Source organism: Achromobacter sp. EG18 (assembly GCF_059759395.1).
In genome coordinates this window covers 1,861,443-1,877,914 of sequence record NZ_CM186213.1, presented here as the reverse complement: position 1 = coordinate 1,877,914, position 16,472 = coordinate 1,861,443, and the positions used below count along the sequence as shown (strand labels likewise).

General features: G+C 69.0%; 14 protein-coding genes. 5 read left to right on the top strand and 9 right to left on the bottom strand.

Translation table 11 applies throughout. The features are described from left to right. Positions 1-5: 5 nt before the first annotated feature. Positions 6-1,661 (bottom strand): ShlB/FhaC/HecB family hemolysin secretion/activation protein, encoded by a 1,656-nt coding sequence (locus tag AC6CR5_RS08600; RefSeq protein ID WP_006386324.1) that lies wholly within the window; start codon positions 1,659-1,661, stop codon positions 6-8. Positions 1,662-2,145: 484 nt separating this feature from the next. On the opposite strand from AC6CR5_RS08600, the gene AC6CR5_RS08595 reads away from it, so the two are divergent. Together AC6CR5_RS08595 and AC6CR5_RS08590 are read left to right on the top strand one after the other, a co-directional pair. After that, complete coding sequence (locus tag AC6CR5_RS08595) at positions 2,146-2,967, top strand: response regulator transcription factor (RefSeq protein ID WP_006386325.1); 822 nt, start codon at positions 2,146-2,148, stop codon at positions 2,965-2,967. Then, the gene (locus AC6CR5_RS08590; protein ID WP_498085517.1) at positions 2,960-5,644 is read left to right on the top strand and encodes a hybrid sensor histidine kinase/response regulator; all 2,685 of its coding nucleotides are present in this window, start codon (positions 2,960-2,962) and stop codon (positions 5,642-5,644) included. Before AC6CR5_RS08595 ends, AC6CR5_RS08590 begins: the two co-directional genes overlap by 8 nt. Before the next feature lie 107 nt (positions 5,645-5,751). On the opposite strand, the gene AC6CR5_RS08585 is transcribed toward AC6CR5_RS08590, so the two are convergent. Further along, positions 5,752-6,420: an O-methyltransferase gene (locus AC6CR5_RS08585; RefSeq protein ID WP_026382989.1), complete on the bottom strand. Its 669-nt coding sequence runs from the start codon at positions 6,418-6,420 to the stop codon at positions 5,752-5,754. A gap of 82 nt (positions 6,421-6,502) precedes the next feature. Between AC6CR5_RS08585 and AC6CR5_RS08580 the strand changes: the two genes are divergently transcribed. Both AC6CR5_RS08580 and AC6CR5_RS08575 read left to right on the top strand, forming a co-directional pair. After that, positions 6,503-7,165 (top strand): TetR/AcrR family transcriptional regulator, encoded by a 663-nt coding sequence (locus AC6CR5_RS08580; RefSeq protein ID WP_498085516.1) that lies wholly within the window; start codon positions 6,503-6,505, stop codon positions 7,163-7,165. A gap of 46 nt (positions 7,166-7,211) precedes the next feature. Continuing rightward, positions 7,212-7,955: an SDR family NAD(P)-dependent oxidoreductase gene (locus tag AC6CR5_RS08575; protein ID WP_498085515.1), complete on the top strand. Its 744-nt coding sequence runs from the start codon at positions 7,212-7,214 to the stop codon at positions 7,953-7,955. 19 nt (positions 7,956-7,974) lie between these two features. On the opposite strand, the gene AC6CR5_RS08570 is transcribed toward AC6CR5_RS08575, so the two are convergent. The 6 genes from AC6CR5_RS08570 to AC6CR5_RS08545 all read right to left on the bottom strand — a co-directional run bounded on the left by AC6CR5_RS08570 (position 7,975) and on the right by AC6CR5_RS08545 (position 14,853). Beyond that, positions 7,975-8,970, bottom strand: a complete 996-nt coding sequence (locus AC6CR5_RS08570) for an Lnb N-terminal periplasmic domain-containing protein (RefSeq protein WP_498085514.1) — start codon at positions 8,968-8,970, stop codon at positions 7,975-7,977. Then, positions 8,967-10,346, bottom strand: a complete 1,380-nt coding sequence (locus AC6CR5_RS08565) for an HdeD family acid-resistance protein (protein WP_172999528.1) — start codon at positions 10,344-10,346, stop codon at positions 8,967-8,969. The genes AC6CR5_RS08570 and AC6CR5_RS08565 overlap by 4 nt, the downstream gene beginning before the upstream one ends. Before the next feature lie 125 nt (positions 10,347-10,471). Next, a complete protein-coding gene (locus AC6CR5_RS08560; protein WP_026382985.1) occupies positions 10,472-11,923 on the bottom strand; it encodes an NCS1 family nucleobase:cation symporter-1 in 1,452 nt (483 codons plus the stop codon). A 190-nt stretch (positions 11,924-12,113) separates the two neighbouring features. Next, complete coding sequence (locus tag AC6CR5_RS08555) at positions 12,114-12,908, bottom strand: alpha/beta fold hydrolase (RefSeq protein WP_054514957.1); 795 nt, start codon at positions 12,906-12,908, stop codon at positions 12,114-12,116. A gap of 75 nt (positions 12,909-12,983) precedes the next feature. Further along, complete coding sequence (locus AC6CR5_RS08550) at positions 12,984-14,285, bottom strand: UDP-N-acetylglucosamine 1-carboxyvinyltransferase (RefSeq protein ID WP_020928225.1); 1,302 nt, start codon at positions 14,283-14,285, stop codon at positions 12,984-12,986. 91 nt (positions 14,286-14,376) lie between these two features. Beyond that, positions 14,377-14,853: a hypothetical protein gene (locus tag AC6CR5_RS08545; protein ID WP_150100640.1), complete on the bottom strand. Its 477-nt coding sequence runs from the start codon at positions 14,851-14,853 to the stop codon at positions 14,377-14,379. Positions 14,854-14,914: 61 nt separating this feature from the next. Here AC6CR5_RS08545 and AC6CR5_RS08540 point away from each other — a divergent pair, with 61 nt between their 5' ends. Further along, positions 14,915-15,712: a hypothetical protein gene (locus AC6CR5_RS08540; RefSeq protein WP_149895211.1), complete on the top strand. Its 798-nt coding sequence runs from the start codon at positions 14,915-14,917 to the stop codon at positions 15,710-15,712. Between the two features lie 60 nt (positions 15,713-15,772). Here the strand turns inward: AC6CR5_RS08540 and AC6CR5_RS08535 are convergent, their stop codons facing one another. After that, a complete protein-coding gene (locus tag AC6CR5_RS08535; protein ID WP_155873364.1) occupies positions 15,773-16,420 on the bottom strand; it encodes a hypothetical protein in 648 nt (215 codons plus the stop codon). Between the last annotated feature and the right edge of the window lie 52 nt (positions 16,421-16,472).

Here is a 16,472-nt window from a genome sequence, read left to right as displayed (position 1 = left end):
GCGGATTAGTACTGGGCCGAGAGGCTGAAGAACACGCGGGGATCCTTGTTGCCCTGGGTCAGGACGTCGCTGCTCATGGGCTTGGCCACTTCGATCGTGGCGTACAGGTTCTTGGTCAGGTTGGCGCGCATGCCGGCGCCATACGAGGAAAGCTTGGCGCGCGTCAGCGGGGCGCTTTCGCTGCGCGACCAGATGTGGCCGCCGTCCACGAACGTGTAGACGTGCGCGCCCTGCGGCAGGAAACGGTCGCTCGACACGGCGTAGCGCAGTTCCAGCGAGGCCGCCACGCCCGAGTCCGCGGACATTTCGCCGTCGTCGTAGCCGCGGCCGAAGTTGGGGCCGCCCAGGGCGAATTCCTCGCTGGCCAGCAGCGGGCTGGCGCTGTACTGGCCGGCAAAGGTGGCCACCAGGCTGAAGCGGTCGGACAGCTGCTGCAGGCGGGTCAGTTCGGCCGTCAGTTTCAGGAAGTCGGGGCGGCCCTTGGCGCGCGAGGCCAGCTCATTGCCTTCCTGCGAGGCGCCCATGGCGTCCAGGCCCTGGTGCACGGTGCCGCGCACGGCGGTGATCCCGTTCCAGCTGTCGGTGCGGTCATAGCTCAGGCCGGCGCGCAGCACCCGCAGGCGGTCGCGCGTGAAGGGAATGCCGGTGATGTCGGTGGTGACGTTGCGCACGTCCAGCATGCCGAAGGCGCGCAGGTTCTCCAGGCGCGAGCGGATCACCGGATAGGTGACGGTGGCCGAATACGCCTGAACGTCGCTGGCGACGTTCAGGGGAGCCAGTTCGCGGCCCGGTTCGCTCTTGGCGTAGCTGGCCGCGACGTCGACTGTCATGCCGCTGTCGCTGACCAGCATGTCGTAATTGGCGCCCACGGCTTTGCTGCGGTAGGCCGGAAAGCCCACCCTGCCGGTCAGGGTGAGGCTGTCGGCGCGCCCGCCGAACGAGTTCAGCGTGACCTGGCCGGTCATTTCGCTCCAGCCCAGGTAGGGCGAGGCGCGGTTGTCGATGCCCAGGCGCGCATCGACCGGCTTGCGCTCGCTGCGCACCACCAGCACCGAGCCGCCCACTTCCTTGGGCGAGGCCTCCAGCGAGGCGCGCACGGTCAGGCCGTTCAGGTCGTTGGCCAGCAGCAGCTGGCGCTCGACTTCGGCCACGTTGATGGGACGCACGCCGCGCAGGCGCTGCACCAGTTTTTCGACCGCCGCCTGCGCCGGGCCGATGTCGCCGTCGTACTTCACGTCGGAGATGTAGCCCTCGACCACCATGATGCGGAACTGGCCGCCTTCGATCGTCTGCGCCGGCACGATCACGCGCGTGGTGACGTAGCCGTCGTTGCGGTAGCGCAGCTCGATGTCGCTGGCCACCTTGAAAGCGTCCGCCACGGTGATGGTCTTGCCGACCAGGTCCTGGTAGAGCGGGCGCAGCGTGTCGGCGGGGTAGCGGGTCACCCCTTCGACACGCATGTCGGTCAGCGTGAACGTCAGCTTGTCCGCGCCGGCGGGCGCTTCGGTCGCGCCACCTTGCTGCACCGTCACCGGTGGCGCGGTGGGCGTGCTTTCGGGCATGACCGGCTGAGGCAGCTGGCGGCCCGGCTCGGCGCCCGAAGGCAGGTGAAGCTGCACGTTCTGCGCCGCCACGGGGCCGGCGGCTAACGCCAGCAGCACGGCGGCAACGCCGGCGCGCAGGGAGGAAGGAGGCTGGCGGAACAGGGCGGGGCGGCGGAGTGGAATAGGGCGGCGCATGGATGCTTGGGTGATAATTCGTTACATTCAGGCTTAAATGAAGCTATTTGATATATTTCGTAAACATCAAAAAACAAAATTTCTAAAGTTCTTTACAACTGTGGGGCACTGCGGGATTCTTGCTTGGGCGGTGGCATCCAGGAGATGCCACGGAGGGACGACCTGCCAGCGTGCTGTCGAGGGTGTTTACGTGATGTTGTTGTCGCGGGACGTTGCCGAAGATCGATGGGACGCCACGGATTCCCGGTCCATGGCTTGATGTAACAAACACTATCATGTGTGAATAATGATTGCGCCCACCAGGTTTGCCGGAATGCACGACACGTTTGCCGCAAGGAAAAATATTCACAAAACCGGCACGGTTCTGTGGGCTGTTACCAACGCGTCCAGCGGCCGGCATGAAAGAATGCGCGGCATGAATGACGCCTCCTATCCGCTTATCCCGGGCCAGCTTGCCGGCCTGCGCGTGCTGGTCGTCGAGGACCGTCCCGAGGACCGCATGCTGCTGGTGGATTTCCTGACCAGCCAGGACTGCCGGGTGTATGTGGCCGAGGACGGCAACGACGGCTATCGCAAGGCGCAACTGGTGCAGCCCGACATCATCCTGATGGACGTGAACATGCCGGTCTGCGACGGCCTGGCGGCCTGTCGCCTGCTCAAGGCCGACCCGGCCACGCGGGCCATTCCCGTCATCTTCCTGACCGCGGCGTCGTTGCCCATGGAGCGCGTGGCGGGCTTGTCGGCGGGCGCCGTCGACTACGTCGCCAAGCCGTTCGATTTCGAGGAAGTGCGCCTGCGCCTGCTGATACACCTGCGCGTGACGCCGGTGGCGCAGCCCGCCAGCGCGGCCGGCCCTTGCGAGGACGGCGCCCCGGCCGCGGGCACCGGGTCGACGCTCGATGGCGTCCTGTTCCGCGCCGCGCGCAAGCTGTTGCGCGAACGGCTGGACCACACGCCGGAGCTGGTGGCGCTGGCCCAGGCGCTGGGCACCAACGCGCGTCGGCTGAACCAGGCGTTCCGGCGGTGCGCCGGCACCACTGTGTTCGAATTCCTGCGCGAAGAACGCATGCGCGAGGCGCGCCGCCTGCTGTGCGAGACCGGCCTGGACATCCAGGCCATTTCGCAGGCGGTGGGCTATGGCAACCGCGGCAATTTCTCCACCGCTTTCCGCGAGCGTTTCGGCATGGCGCCGACCGCCCTGCGCCAGGAGCAGGATCCCCATGCCTGATCGTCGCGTGGGCTGGCTGGCCTGGTTGCTGTGGCTGGCCCTGTCCTGCCTGAGCCTGCCCGCGCGCGGGCAGGATCCCCAGCCCGTCATCGACCTGAGCACCGTGGGCGGCACCCTGCCGCTGGTCGGCGAGCTGCGGGGCATCGAAGACCATGCCGGCGACCAGGACGCCAGCCAGGTCCTCGATGGCGCCTGGCAGCCGGTGACCGCCCGCTGGCTGAACCGGGGGTATTCCGCCTCGGCGTTCTGGCTGCGGCTGGAGGTCAGCAACACGTCCGGCAGCGCTCAGGAACGCTGGCTCTCGTTCGGCGTGCCGCGGCTGGAGGACGTGCGTTTCTATCTGTTCGCGCCAGGGCAACGGCAGCCGTCCGGCATCCTGCTGGCCGGCAACCGCGAGCCGCTGGCGCGCCGCGAGATCCCGGCCACCGTCTCGGTGGTGCCGTTGCGGCTCGAACCGGGCCAGCGCATGACGGTATTGGTGCGGGTGCAGAGCCGTTCCGCCATCAGCATGGAGCCCACCCTGAGGACGCCGGCGGCGTTCGTCGGCGTGACCCAGCGCAACACCATGGTGGTGGCGCTGCTGATCGGCGCCCTGATGATGGTCGGCCTCTACGCCGCGGTGCTGGGCGCGGCCCAGCGCGACCCGGTCTACCTGTTGCTGTCCGCCGCCATCTTCATCGAGATTCTCTACAGCCTGTCGTTCCAGGGGCTGCTGTACCGCTACGTCCTGACCGGCGGCGGCGAGATGGTGTTGCGCGCGCCCAGCGTGCTGGCGACGCTGGCGGCGTCCCTGTTCGGTTTCATGGCGATGCTGTTCGCCGACCTGCACCGGGTGCGCATCTGGCGCGGCGTCTATCGCGGGCTGATCGCCGCCGGCGTGGCGGGCGCGGTCTGGGCCGCGCTGGGCGACTACCGCGAGGCGGCGCAGGCGTTGATCGGGCTGATTTTCCTGTGGGCGCTGGTGTGGCTGGTGTCCATGGCCGACGGCTGGCGCCGCGGCCATGCCAACGCGCGCATCTTCCTGCTGTCCTTCGCCATCTATTGTTCCTGCCTGTTCCTGCGGGTGGCCTACATCCAGGGGCTGCTGCCGGGTCGCTGGGCGGGCGGGCCGGAAGTCGCCTGGGACCTGCTGTCGGTGTCGCTGATGCTGGCCGTGCTGCTGCATGGCCGCTCGCGCCAGCATCGCCAGGAGCGGCTGGCGGCGCAGCGCGAACTGGCGCAGGCGCGCGAACGCGAACACCAGCGGCTGGACCAGGCCGTTACCGAGCGCACCCAGGCGTTGCAGGCGGCGCTGATTCTGGCCGACGAGGCCAGCCGGGTGCGGCAGGACTTCCTGGCGCGCATCAGCCACGATCTGCGCACGCCGCTGACCTCGATCATCGGCTTTGCCGACCTGATCCAGGCCGGTGGCCGCGACGACGCGCCGCGCGGCGCCGTCATCCGCCGCAGCGCCGACCACATGCTGGGCATGGTCAATGACCTGATCGACTACGCCGCCGGCGCCGGCGGCCAGGCATTGCGGCTGGCGCCCGAATACGCGCACGCCTTGCTCGATGCCGTGGCCAAGGAAGCCGCGCCGATCGCGGCGCGCCAGGACAACCGCTTCGAACTGCGGGTCTCGGACAGCGTGCCCGCCGTGCTGGAGATGGATGGCAAGCGCGTGCGGCAGGTGCTGTCCAACCTGATCGACAATGCCGCCAAGTTCACCCGCGGCGGCGTGCTCACGCTGACCGCGGACTACGCCGCGCCGGCGGCGGGCGAGGCCGCGGGCTGGCTGACGCTGGCGGTGCGCGATACCGGCTGCGGCATCGCGCCCGAAGACCGGCAGCACATCTTTGAACCGTTCCAAAGGCTGACGTCCGCCGACAGCCAGCCCGGCGTCGGGCTTGGCCTGGCGATCGTCCAGCAATGGGTGCAGCGCATGAACGGCCGCATCCACGTCGACAGCGAAGTGGGCCAGGGCACAACGATCAGCGTGGCCCTGCCGGTCAGGCAGGTGGACGAATCACGCGTGTCGCACCACTACATCGCCGCCGCGGCGCACGTGCTGCCCTTGCTGGATGGCGCGGGCAAGCGCATCTGGCTGGCCGAGGACACCCCGGAAATCCGCGAGTTCCTGGTCGAGGAACTGGCCAGCCTGGGCTTCCTGGTGGAAAGCGAAGCCGACGGGCGCGGCATGGTGGCGCGCATCCAGGCCGACGACGCGCGCCGGCCCGACCTGATCCTGACCGACCACCGCATGGAAGGCGCCGACGGTTCCGCCGTGCTGCGGGCCGCGCGCGCGCGCTGGCCGGACCTGCCGGTGGTGGCGGTTTCGGCGACGCCGCAGGAGACGCCGCCCCTGGACGGCGCAGGCTACGACGCCAGCCTGCTCAAGCCCATCAACCTGGTGGAATTGCGGCATCTGCTGGGCCGCCTGCTGCATCTGGCGACGAACCCCGCGGCCAATGAGCCGGCGCGGGCGGCATCGCCGCTGCCGCGCCTGTCGCGCGCCGAACTGGAACAGGTGCAGCGGCTGCTGGATATCGGCGGCATTTCGGACCTGATGGATTGGGCGCGCGCCGTGCAGGCGCGCGATCCGGCCTTCACGGATTTCAGCCAGCAGGTGCAGCGGCTGGCGCGGCAGGGCGATCTCGCGGCCATCGGCGAACTGTGCGGGCGGATGCCCGTGGCCTGAGCGGGCGTCAGTGCGGGCTGTCGCGAAGCCGCGGCGCGGCCTCGCCCGCGGCCCAGCGCTTGGTCGCCGGCGGCGGCGCGCTGGCCTGAGGCCGGTGTGGCGGCGCCTCACCCCAACCGCATCGACAGCTCGACGTCGTCGCCGAACGGCGTCGACAGGTAGCCCGAGTCCGGCGAACGCACGCGGGCCAGGTACTCGGGGCAATGGTCGGCATTGTCCGCCACGATCAGCGCGCCGGGTCGCAGCCGGCTTTCCAGCAAGGCCAGGATGTCGGAGTACAGCGCCTTGGCGCCGTCCAGCAGCACCAGGTCGATGCGCTCGGGCAGGTCGGCGGCCAGCGTCTGCAACGCATCGCCCTGCCGCAGTTCGACCAGGTCCGCCAGCCCGGCTTCAAGCAGATGGCCGCTGGCCAGGGCGACCTTGGAAGGCTCGAATTCGGTGGTGATCAGCCGGCCGCCGCCGTTGTCGCGCAACGCCGCCGCCAGGTGCAGCGTTGAAATGCCGAACGAGGCGCCGAATTCGATGATGGAGCGGGCCTGCGTGCTGCGCGCCAGCATGTACAGCAGGGTGCCGGTCTCGGGCGACACCGCCAGCGGCAGGTCCTTCATGCGGCCGTAGAACTCGCGGTATTCGGTCTTGCTGCGCATCAGCCGCGCCTGCTCGGCGTCGGACATATTGGCCAGGGCGGGGTCGGCATTTGACCAGGAGGCGTCGGCCTGGGTGAACAGGCGGTCCAGCAGCGCGGGCAGGGGCGCAGAGGTCAGGGTGTTGGTCATGATGATGGGTTTCCAGTCGGGGGCAGGGGTTTAGAATACGATGAATTCGTCGCATTTCCCTATTCGCATTTCGCGCGCCGCCATGACCACACGCCGCAGCACCCGGCTTTCCGAGAGAAAACAACCGCAGCAGGCCCGCTCGGCCAAGCTGGTCGCGGCCATCCTGCAGGCGGGGGCTCAGGTTTTGGCCAAGGAAGGGGCCGCGCGCTTCACCACCGCCCGCGTGGCCGAGAAGGCCGGCGTCAGCATCGGCTCGCTCTATCAATACTTCCCCAACAAGGCCGCCATCCTGTATCGCCTGCAGACGCAGGAATGGCAGCAGACCTCGGATCTGCTGCGGCGCCTGCTCGAAGACGCGCGCCACGCGCCGCCGCAGCGCTTGCGCAACCTGGTGCACGCCTTCGTCCGCTCGGAGTGCGAAGAGGCCGTGATGCGTGTCGCCCTCAATGACGCGGCGCCGCTGTATCGCGATGCGCCCGAGGCGCGCGCCACCAAGGAAGAGGGCGGCCGCATCGTGCTCGCGTTTCTCGAAGAGGCCCTGCCCAACGCTTCCGACGCCACCCGCGTCCTGGCGGGCGATCTCATTACCCACACGCTCAGCGCCGTCGGCAAGCAGTTCTCCGAAAGCCCGCGCACCGACGCCGAGATCGAGGCCTACGCGGACGCGCTGGCCGACATGCTGTGCGCGTATCTGGACAGCCTGGCGCGGGGCGTCGGCCAGGCACGCCGGCACGCCCGCAAGTAACCTGTGGCATCCTCCTTCCGTGATGCACTCTCATACGACTGACACGATGCACGATTCCCTTCCCGTGGCGCTGGTGACCGGCTCCACCTCCGGCATCGGCGCCGCCATTGCCCGGCGCCTGTCGCGCGATGGCTATGCCGTGGTGCTGCATTCGCGCCAGTCGGCCGAGGCGGGCCGGGCGCTGGCCGCCGAGCTGGGGACGGCGGTGTATGTGCAAGCGGACCTGGCCGTCGACGCCGACCGTGTGCGTCTGGTACGCGAGGCGGTGGCGGCGTGGGGCCGGCTGGACGTGCTGGTCAACAACGCCGGCATCAGCCGCGTGATCGCGCACGGCGACCTCGCCGCGGCCACGCCCGCGGTCTGGCACGAGATGTACGAAGTCAACGTGGTTGCGCCGTTCCGCCTGGTGGCCGAGGCGCAAGCCGCGCTGTCGGCGGCCGCGGCGCGCGGCCGGCCGGGTTGCGTGGTGAACGTCAGCTCGCATGCCGGCGTGCGGCCCAAGGGCGCGTCGATTCCGTATGCGGCGGCCAAGGCGGCGCTGAACCATGTGACGCGTCTGCTGGCGGTGTCGTTGGCGCCGTCGATCCGGGTCAACGCGGTGGCGCCCGGATTGGTGGACACGCCGTTGACGCGGGATTGGACCCAGGCGCAGCAGCTGTGGCGCGAACGGGCGCCGATGCGCCGCGCCGCGCAGCCGGACGACATTGCCCAGGCAGTGGCGTGGCTGGCGCATTCCGACTACCTGACGGGCGAGATCCTGTTGTCGGACGGCGGGCTGAACCTGACCTGAGGCGCGGCCATCGCCACGGTCACGCGTCCGCTTCGGCGGGCGGCACGCCCGGCACGCCGCGCCGGATATTGCGCGAGTATTGCGCCGCATCGCGCGTGGCGCGGGCGCGGTCGGTGTAGCGGCCGGCGGCGCGATAGGCCTGGACGCTGCCAGCGCCTTGCAGCGCTCCCAGGCGGTACAGGTATTCCGGCAGATATCCCGACAGCAGCAGGCGGTAGTCCAGCGGCAGGCCCGGCACGATCTTGTCGGCCAGCCGGTACACGATGGTGATGCAGTTGGCCGTCAGGGTGTTGTAGAAGCGCGGCTGGCGCCGCAGGCGCGTGGCCGTGTCCACGTACGACAGCAGCAGCTTGCGCGGCGCGCCGGGCGGCATGTGGACGCGGTACAGATAGCCGTCCTCGCCCCGCACATTGGTGCGCACGCGCAGGCTGTCTTCCTCGGCCGAGGCCAGCACCGACAACTCATACTGGCGGAAAAAACCGCCGATTTCCGAGAACGTGTCGTTGCGCTTGCGGCGGATCTCCACCGAGAACACCACGTACTGGCCGTCGCTGAAGCCGAACGACACCAGGGCATGCGCAATCGCCGGGCGGCCCCAATACGACAGCGCCAGGTCCACCGATGCCAGTTTGGACAGGTCGTAGTGGCGGGTCTCCCAGCGCGCGTCGAAGTCGGTGCGCGAGCGCCAATCGAAGTTGCGCACGTCGTGCAGCGTCAGGCGGTCGCCATGGACCTCGCCATGGGTGGCGCGGGCCACTTCGGGCATCCAGTCGCGGTCGTTGGAGGGCCGCATGCCCCAGATCCACCAGGCCAGCAGCGCCAGCAACAGCGCGCCAAACACCGCGGCCGGCAGCAGGTAGCCCCATGCCAGTCCCGCCAGCGCGGCGGCGGCCAACGCCACCCAGGCCAGCGGCGCCAGCAGGCGGGCGCGGCCCCGGCCTGGCGACTGGAACCACAGCGCCAGCGCGCCCCACAGGGCGCCGGCGACGACGGCGGCCGCCAGCAGCGCCGTCATGACTGGGTCTGGGTATTGCGGGCGACCGCCTCGCGGTCCTGGCGGCGCCAGCCGGCGCGCAGCGCCGCGATCTGACGCAGCGCCGCCTGCGACATCTTCCACCAGCCGAACGGCCGCGGATCGGCCAGCATGCTGAGCGCGCGCGCATAGTCCAGCGTCAGGCCCGGGGTCCAGGCCATGGTCAGGGCGCGCTTGCGGATCTGCGCCGCCACCCACAACTCGGGCGTGAACAGCAGCCGCCACAGCACCGCCCAGCCGGCCCGCGGGCCGTGCAGGCGGCCCACCACGCCGTCCAGCGCCGCTTCCAGCGCGGCCGAGACCGAACTGGAGCAGTTGCGGTGGGTCAGGTTGTAGATCTCGGTCTTGCGGTACTCGTCCCAGAACGCCTGCAGCTTGGCGGCGTCGTAATTGCGGATGCGCACCTGCATGGTCGACGGGCACCAGGCCTTGGACTCGGTGGCGTAGTCGGGCTGGTACACGCCGGGCACGTTGTTGTCGGCGGTGGCGCGCAGCAGCGTGCCGAACTGCTCGGGCGAGTGGTCGATCTCCACGGCCGGATAGAGACTGATGTAGATGCCTTCGGGCGATTCCAGCGCGGCATGGCCGGTGGACACGACGCCGTTGATGTCCACCGCCGCGATGTAGCGGTCGACCACCGGGTAGTTGCGCGTCTCGGTCTTGGCCGAGCCCGACGGCGTCCATACGTGCACGGTCAGGGCGCGCTCGCTGGCTTGCGGCGGACCGTCGAACACCTTCTGCGCCGGGCCGTCGGCGCGCGTCGGCATGAAGGCGGGGTCGGGGTTGCTGGCCAGCGCCGGATTGGCATCCAGGTTGCGCACGCGGCGCGCCAGCCACAGCAGCTTGAGGCCCGAGATGGCCAGGAACAGCCCGATGCAGTAGGGCACCGTGCCGACATAGTGGGTGGGGTAGGGCTGGAAGAAGAAGATCGCCAACAGCACCTCGGCCACGCCCGAGGCGAACACCACGCGCCAGCGCTGGTAGCGCACCACGTAGGCGGCGATGCACTGGATCAGCCCGTCCACCAGGAACAGCAGCCCGAAGATCATCGACAGCACGAAATGCCCGTGATGATGGCCCGCCAGCACCAGTGTGCCGGCCACCAGCACGAACACGCCCTTGGTGTAGCGCAGCACGCGCTGGCCGCCCACGCCGGACTTGGCGATGGCCAGCGTCGCGATGCCCTCGGCCACCAGCAGCGCGGCGAAGAAATTCAGGGGAAAGTACAGCGCGTTGTCCAGGGCGTCGAGGAACACGAACGTGCCTGCGGCCAGCATCAGCCAGCCGCCGATCATCAGGGCGCGGGCGCGCTTGTGCAGATAGTCGACACCGAGCAGCAGCAAGACCAGGTGACTCATGGGGCGGGTCTCCATGCAAGGGCGCAATGCCACGGGATGGCAAGTATCGCATGCAGGGTACCGCGACTGCGGCCCGCGCGTCGAGTTGCGCGGCCGCCGGCGCCGAGGCGCCGGCGGCGGGCCGGTCAAGCGATGGCCGGCATGGCCCGCGGGCGCAGCGTGGCCAGCACCCAGTAGACGCCGCCGCCGATCCCCACGCCGAAGAACCAGCCATACGTGGCCCACCAGGCCGGCAGCAGGTCGGTGAAGTTGGGCAGGATGGTCGAGAACACGCTGCCGATGCCGGTGGCCGCCAGCGCGTTCATGTTCCAGCCGCCCTGGTAGCGGTATTCGCCATGCTCGTCATACAGCGCCGCAACATTGATGCGGCCCTTGGCCACCAGGTAGTAGTCCACCAGGATGATGCCCAGCAGCGGTCCCATGGTGGCGCCGATGGCGTTGACGAAGTGGGCCGCGCCGCCTTCCCACGGCGCGAACGGATACAGCACCAGCGCGATCAGCGCCGCGATGTAGCCGCCGCACTTGAAATTGATGCGCTTGGGAAACACGTTCGAAATATCGAAGGCGGCCGACACGAAGTTTGCCACCACGTTGATGCCCAGCGTGGCCACCGCGAAGGTCAGCGCGGCCAGCAGCGCCAGCACCCAGCTGTCGAACTTGGTGGAGATCTGCTCGGGGTGCAGCAGCACCTCGCCGTAGACCTTGTAGGCGGCGATGGTGGTGACGCCCGCCACCAGCGAGAAGGCCACCAGGTTCACCGGCAGGCCCCACAGATTGCCGCGCTTGACCGCCTGCTTGTCGCGGGCGTAGCGCGAGAAATCGCAGAAGTTCAGGTACAGCGCGGCGAAGTAGGTGATCCAGGTGGCGCCCACCGCCATCAGCGCCCAGAAGCTGCCCGGCGCGCCCGTCACGCCGGCGTCGCGGGTCTTGTCCAGCAGCACGTCCATCGGGATGCCGTGCTCCAGGCTGAAGCCGCCGGCCTTGATGCACAGGCCGACCGCCAGCACCAGCATGGCGATCCACACCGCCGGGCCGGCCCAGTCCTGGAAGCGGCGCACGGTTTCCATGCCTTTCTGGATGATGAGCAGCTGCAGCGCCCAGATGCCGACGTAGCAGATCAGCTCCAGGCCCGAATGCCCCAGCCATTGCGTGTTCTGGTGGAAGGCCAGCAGGCTGTCGTTGCGCACCAGCAGCGCCACGATGGCGCCCGACGCGGCCGCCGTCTGCGCGCCATACCAGAAGCACGCCACCACCGCGCGCACCAGCGCCGCCAGGTTGGCGCCCCAGATGCCGAACGAAGCGCGCGCCAGCACCGGGTAGGGCACGCCGGTCTTTTCGCCGGCATAGCCCATCAGGTTCATGAGGAAGAAGATCACCAGCGAACTCAGGCCGATGGCGATCAGGAAGTTGACGAAGCTGCCGCACAGCAGGAACAGGCTGGCGGCCAGGTAGTAGCCCCACAGGCTGTGCACGTCCGAGGTCCAGACGTTGAAGATGCTGAAGGCGCCCCAGCGGCGTTCCTTCGTGGGGGCCAGGTCTTCGTTGTAGAGACCGGGGGAAGGATTTCGGATATCGATGGCGAGCTCCCTGGCCCAAGGTTGGGCATGGCCGTAAAGGAAGCCGGGCGGACCAATTACAGCAGCAACACTTGGACGGAGCCTGGCGCGTACTATGGTGTGCAAAGAGTGTATACAACCTTTGCGCCAATACGCCCCTGGGGTTTTCCCTTCCGGCAAAGGGGCCTGCCTGCGCAGGCCCTGGCGGCCTTCAGCCTGGCACCGCGCCCCGCAGCCACTGGCCGGCCAGGTCCAGCACGATGTGCGCCTGCTCGCGGTGCGGCACGTGGCCGCAGTTCTCCAGCAGCGCCTGTTTGCCGCCGGTCAGGCGGGCGATGATTTCGGGGTGCGCGGCCGAGCCGTACTCGTCCACTTCGCCGTGCAGCGCCAGCACCGGGCATTTGACCTGGCGCAGCGCGTCGTCGAGCTTCCAGTCGGCGAAGGCCGGCGACAGCCAGGTGTCGACCCAGGCGCTCAGCACCCACGCGGCCTTGTCGCCGTGATACTTCTTCAGGCGGTCCAGCTGGCCCGGCTCGGCGAAGTTGCGCTGCGCCGCGCGGATGCCATCCAGGGTGCGGTTCTCGGCGAAGGTCTGGGCCGACTCGGTGATCAGGGCGTCGCAATCTTGGGGATGGGTCGCCGCGCAGCAGATGCCCATGCCGCCGCCGACGCTGTGGCCGAAGGCGATGAAGCGGCCGATGCCAAGCGCCTGGCGCACGGCCTGGAAACCGTCGCGCGCCTCGGCCTCGACGAAGCCGGTGGTCAGCGTGGCGGGGTTGGGATCGGAGCGGCCAAAGCCCAGGCGGTCATAGGCGATGACGGCGCGGCCGGTGGCCGCGGCCAGCTGTTCGGGGAAGTCGCGCCACAGTTCGACGCAGCCCAGCGAATCATGCAGCAGCACGATCGGCGCCGCGTCCGCATCCCGCCCGGCGGGATCCCAGCGCCGCGCGAACAGGCGGCCTTGCGGGGTGGACACGTGGACATCCTGGCTGGCAATCGACGACATGTAGGGATCCTGGGAAGCAAAAGGGCGCCGAAGCGCCGTTTGAAGGAATCCCGGGATTATAGGAAACCGCCCGCGCTATTCCTCGGCGGTCCATTCGACCTGCACGCCCAGGCTGCGCAGGTTCTCGACGAAGCGCGGGTGGGCGCGGCGGATCGGCGTGGCGTTGCGGATCTCGGAACGCCCCTTGATGCTGCTGGCGATCATGAACAGCGCGATCGCCACGCGGATGATGTAGGGGCTTTCGACCACCGCGGGCGTCAACGGATTGCCGCCGAAGGTGATGACGCGGTGCGGATCCGACGAGAACACGTGCGCGCCGAACTTGGACAGCTCGCCGGTCCAGCCCAGCGCGCCGTCGTAGACCTTGTTCCAGAACATCGCGTTGCCTTCGGCGCACACGCCCAGGGCGATGAAGATGGGCAACAGGTCCACCGGGAAATACGGCCACGGCGCGGCTTCGACCTTGGTCAGCACGTTGCTGGTGAAGGGCGTCTGCACCTTCAGCGGGCCGTCGCGCAGCGCGCGCGACCAGCCGTTCTCGTGCACGATCCTGACGCCGAACTTGGCGAAGGTGCGGTCGATCAGCGGGAAGTTGGACGGCGTGCTGTTGCGCACCACCACGTCGCCGCCGGTGATCGCGCCCAGCGCCAGGAAGGTGGTGATCTCGTGGAAGTCTTCCTCGAAGGTGAACTCGCCGCCGCGCAGGGTGGCGCCGCCGCGCACCGTCAGGCGCGAGGTGCCGATGCCGTCGATATCGGCGCCCATCATCGTCATGAAGCGGCAGAACTCCTGCACGTGCGGCTCGGACGCGGCATTGGTCAGCGTCGATTCGCCGGCCGCGGCGGCCGCGCACAGCACGAAGTTCTCGGTGGTGGTGACCGAGGCGTAGTCCAGCCAATGGTGGGTCGGCTTGAGCGGGCCGGCGCTGCGCACCAGCAGCGAGCCGCTGGCGCGTTCGACCTCGCCGCCGAACGAGCGGAAGATGTCGACGTGCGGATCGATCTCGCGCACGCCCAGCGTGCAGCCCTTGACGTTGTCCTCCAGCCGCGCCACGCCGAAGCGCGCCAGCAGCGGCGACACCAGCATGATGGACGAGCGCATCTCTTCCGGCAGGCGATGGCGCGCGGCGTCGAAGGTGGTGTCGCGGTGGTGCAGGTCCAGCGTGCGGGTGCTTTCATCCAGCCGCACTTCGCTGCCCAGCGTGCGGAAGATGTCGAGGATCTTGCGCACGTCGGTGATGTCGGGCACGCCATGCAGCCGCAGCGGCTGGTCGGTCAGCAGCGTGGCGCACAGGATCGGCAGCACCGCGTTCTTGTTGGCCGACGGAATGACGCGGCCGCGCAGGGGCGTGCCGCCGTGGACGATGAGATTGGACATGGGCGAGAAGCTTGGACGACAGGTGGAACGGCAAGGGGGATGGCAAGGGCAAGCGCGGGGGAAATTGTACCCGGCATGCCCCGGGGCCGCGTCAGGCCGCCGACCCTGGCGCGTTGCGGAACTTGCGCAGCATGACGGCGCCGCCGATCGTCAGCGCCAGGCCGCCGCCCAGGTAGGGCAGGCCGAAGATCAGCATCCAGAAGAAGAACGCCGTCTTGGCGTCGCGCGCCTCGGAGGACCCCGCCGGATGCGAACCCAGGTCCATCGTCGGCAGGGCGGCCGCCAGCGTCAGTATCAGGGTCACGCCCAGCACCAGGCAGCCCCACGCGATGCGGCGCCGGTTGTCGGCCACGCGCAGCAGCGCCGCCGCCGTCACCCCCGCCGCCACCAGGCACAGCACACTGCCGGTGATCAGCATGCGATCCTGCGCCTCGGGGTCGAAGGGGGCGCCGGGCTGGCCCACGCCGAAGGCCATCTGCAGCAGCGAGTTGATGACACCGTAGGCGGCGCGGCCGATGACCAGGCCAAAGCCGACGCTGGTCAGCCACTTGATTAAGGTCGGGTTCATTCAAGATATCCTTGCGGTTGCCTGAACGTCAAAGAATACGCTATTACGAGGCTTGCCCAGGATGTCCGAACATCATCAGTTCATCTTTCCCCGCTACCCCCATCTGCCGCCGCCCGACTGGCCGGCGCTGCAAGCGCGCCTGCTGGCCGGCGGCTACCTGCTGGAGCCGCGTGGCGATCGCGTGCCGCGCGAGGCTCTGGACAACCTGAGCCTCGGCCTGGCCGGCCTGAAAGAGGGCTCGTTCCAGTACCGCGAAGGCCTGCGCACGACCGGCGACGTAATCGCGCTGTACCAGTCCGCCGGCCATCTGCCGCCCGAGGTGCCGGTGCGGCATCACGACACCATGGAAGAGACACTGGCGCTGCTGGCGGCGCATGGCATTGTGCCCGATCCGTCGTTCGACGATGAGCGCAGCAGTTGGCGCAGCCCGCATTTCTGCCTTGGACCGGCCGCCCGCGCGCTGCTCAATCCCGGGCAACGCGCCCATTACGACGCCGACCCGACGGGGTTCAGCGTGATCCTGCTGGCCTACGAGGGGCCCGAGCCGTACGTCGGCGTGGGCGAGAACCTGGAAATGCCGAGCCTGCCGGGCTCGGATGAACCGTTGGAGGAACTGCCGCCGTTCGGCTCGCACGTCGACTTCATCGGCGCGGCGTACGAGGACCCGGCGGTGCGCTGGCGCAATCCGGCCGACGGGCGCGATTACCACCTGTTCGACCTGGACTGGCATTTCAGCATGGCGCTGGGGTTTCGCATGATCCGCGCCAACTGCCTGGAAGAAGGCAGCGCCGAGGCGCTGGCGCGGCTGGTTGGCGAGCTGGTCGGCCAGCCGATGGCGTGCAGCCATCGCCATTTGTAGGCGCAGGCGTTGAACCCGACGCGGCGGCCCGGCGGCGCCGCGTCGGGGCCAGCGCGTCGATCAATAGTAGATGTCGACGTAGTCGGTCAGGCCGCCGCACGCTTCCATCTGCTGCAGGCGCCAGTACTTGCGCTTGCCGGTGGCGCGGAACTCGTAGTCGCCGGTGCGTTCGCAGCGGCGGCCCTTGTCCGGCGCGTCCACGATCAGGATGGTGCCGCGGAACGTGAAGCGGTCGGCCGAGATCGACAGCACCTGGCCCTTGATCGTCACCGAGCCGTTTTCGTTGGTGTGGCCGCCTTCCAGGCGCACCACGTCGTTGTCGTCGACCGCGTTCAGCTTGCCGCGCGCGTCGGTCCACAGCCATTGCACGCTGATGCCGCTGTTGTGCAGCAGGCGCTCATAGGCGGCCTGGCTCTTGATCTCGGTCTTCTGTTCGGTGCCGGCGGGAGCCTGGGCTTGCTGCTGCGCGGGGGCCGGGGCCGGCGCGCCGCGCGGCGGCAGGCGGCCTTCGTCCTGGGGTTGCGCCTGTTGTTGCGTCTGCGGCTGTTGCGTCTGCTGCTGGGTGGCGGCGCCGCCGCGCGGCGGCAGGTCGCCCGCCAGGGAGGTGGCGGCGGTCGCGGCCAGGGCCAGGCCCAGGGCGACCGCACGCAGGCCGGCTATCCGTTTCTTGCCGGCCAGGGCCGGGGCGCGATCTTGGTTGTTGTGCATGATGGTCGTGAAGAAAGGAAGGGGAAGCGCATCGGCGTTGGCGCGCCGCATG

Bases quoted from the DNA above. Each gene is read 5' to 3' on its own strand.
- AC6CR5_RS08595 (WP_006386325.1), top strand. From the start codon at position 2,146: ATGCGCGGCATGAATGACGCCTCCTATCCGCTTATCCCGGGCCAGCTT.
- AC6CR5_RS08590 (WP_498085517.1), top strand. From the start codon at position 2,960: ATGCCTGATCGTCGCGTGGGCTGGCTGGCCTGGTTGCTGTGGCTGGCC.
- AC6CR5_RS08585 (WP_026382989.1), bottom strand. From the start codon at position 6,420: ATGACCAACACCCTGACCTCTGCGCCCCTGCCCGCGCTGCTGGACCGC.
- AC6CR5_RS08580 (WP_498085516.1), top strand. From the start codon at position 6,503: ATGACCACACGCCGCAGCACCCGGCTTTCCGAGAGAAAACAACCGCAG.
- AC6CR5_RS08575 (WP_498085515.1), top strand. From the start codon at position 7,212: ATGCACGATTCCCTTCCCGTGGCGCTGGTGACCGGCTCCACCTCCGGC.
- AC6CR5_RS08570 (WP_498085514.1), bottom strand. From the start codon at position 8,970: ATGACGGCGCTGCTGGCGGCCGCCGTCGTCGCCGGCGCCCTGTGGGGC.
- AC6CR5_RS08565 (WP_172999528.1), bottom strand. From the start codon at position 10,346: ATGAGTCACCTGGTCTTGCTGCTGCTCGGTGTCGACTATCTGCACAAG.
- AC6CR5_RS08555 (WP_054514957.1), bottom strand. From the start codon at position 12,908: ATGTCGTCGATTGCCAGCCAGGATGTCCACGTGTCCACCCCGCAAGGC.
- AC6CR5_RS08550 (WP_020928225.1), bottom strand. From the start codon at position 14,285: ATGTCCAATCTCATCGTCCACGGCGGCACGCCCCTGCGCGGCCGCGTC.
- AC6CR5_RS08545 (WP_150100640.1), bottom strand. From the start codon at position 14,853: ATGAACCCGACCTTAATCAAGTGGCTGACCAGCGTCGGCTTTGGCCTG.
- AC6CR5_RS08540 (WP_149895211.1), top strand. From the start codon at position 14,915: ATGTCCGAACATCATCAGTTCATCTTTCCCCGCTACCCCCATCTGCCG.
- AC6CR5_RS08535 (WP_155873364.1), bottom strand. From the start codon at position 16,420: ATGCACAACAACCAAGATCGCGCCCCGGCCCTGGCCGGCAAGAAACGG.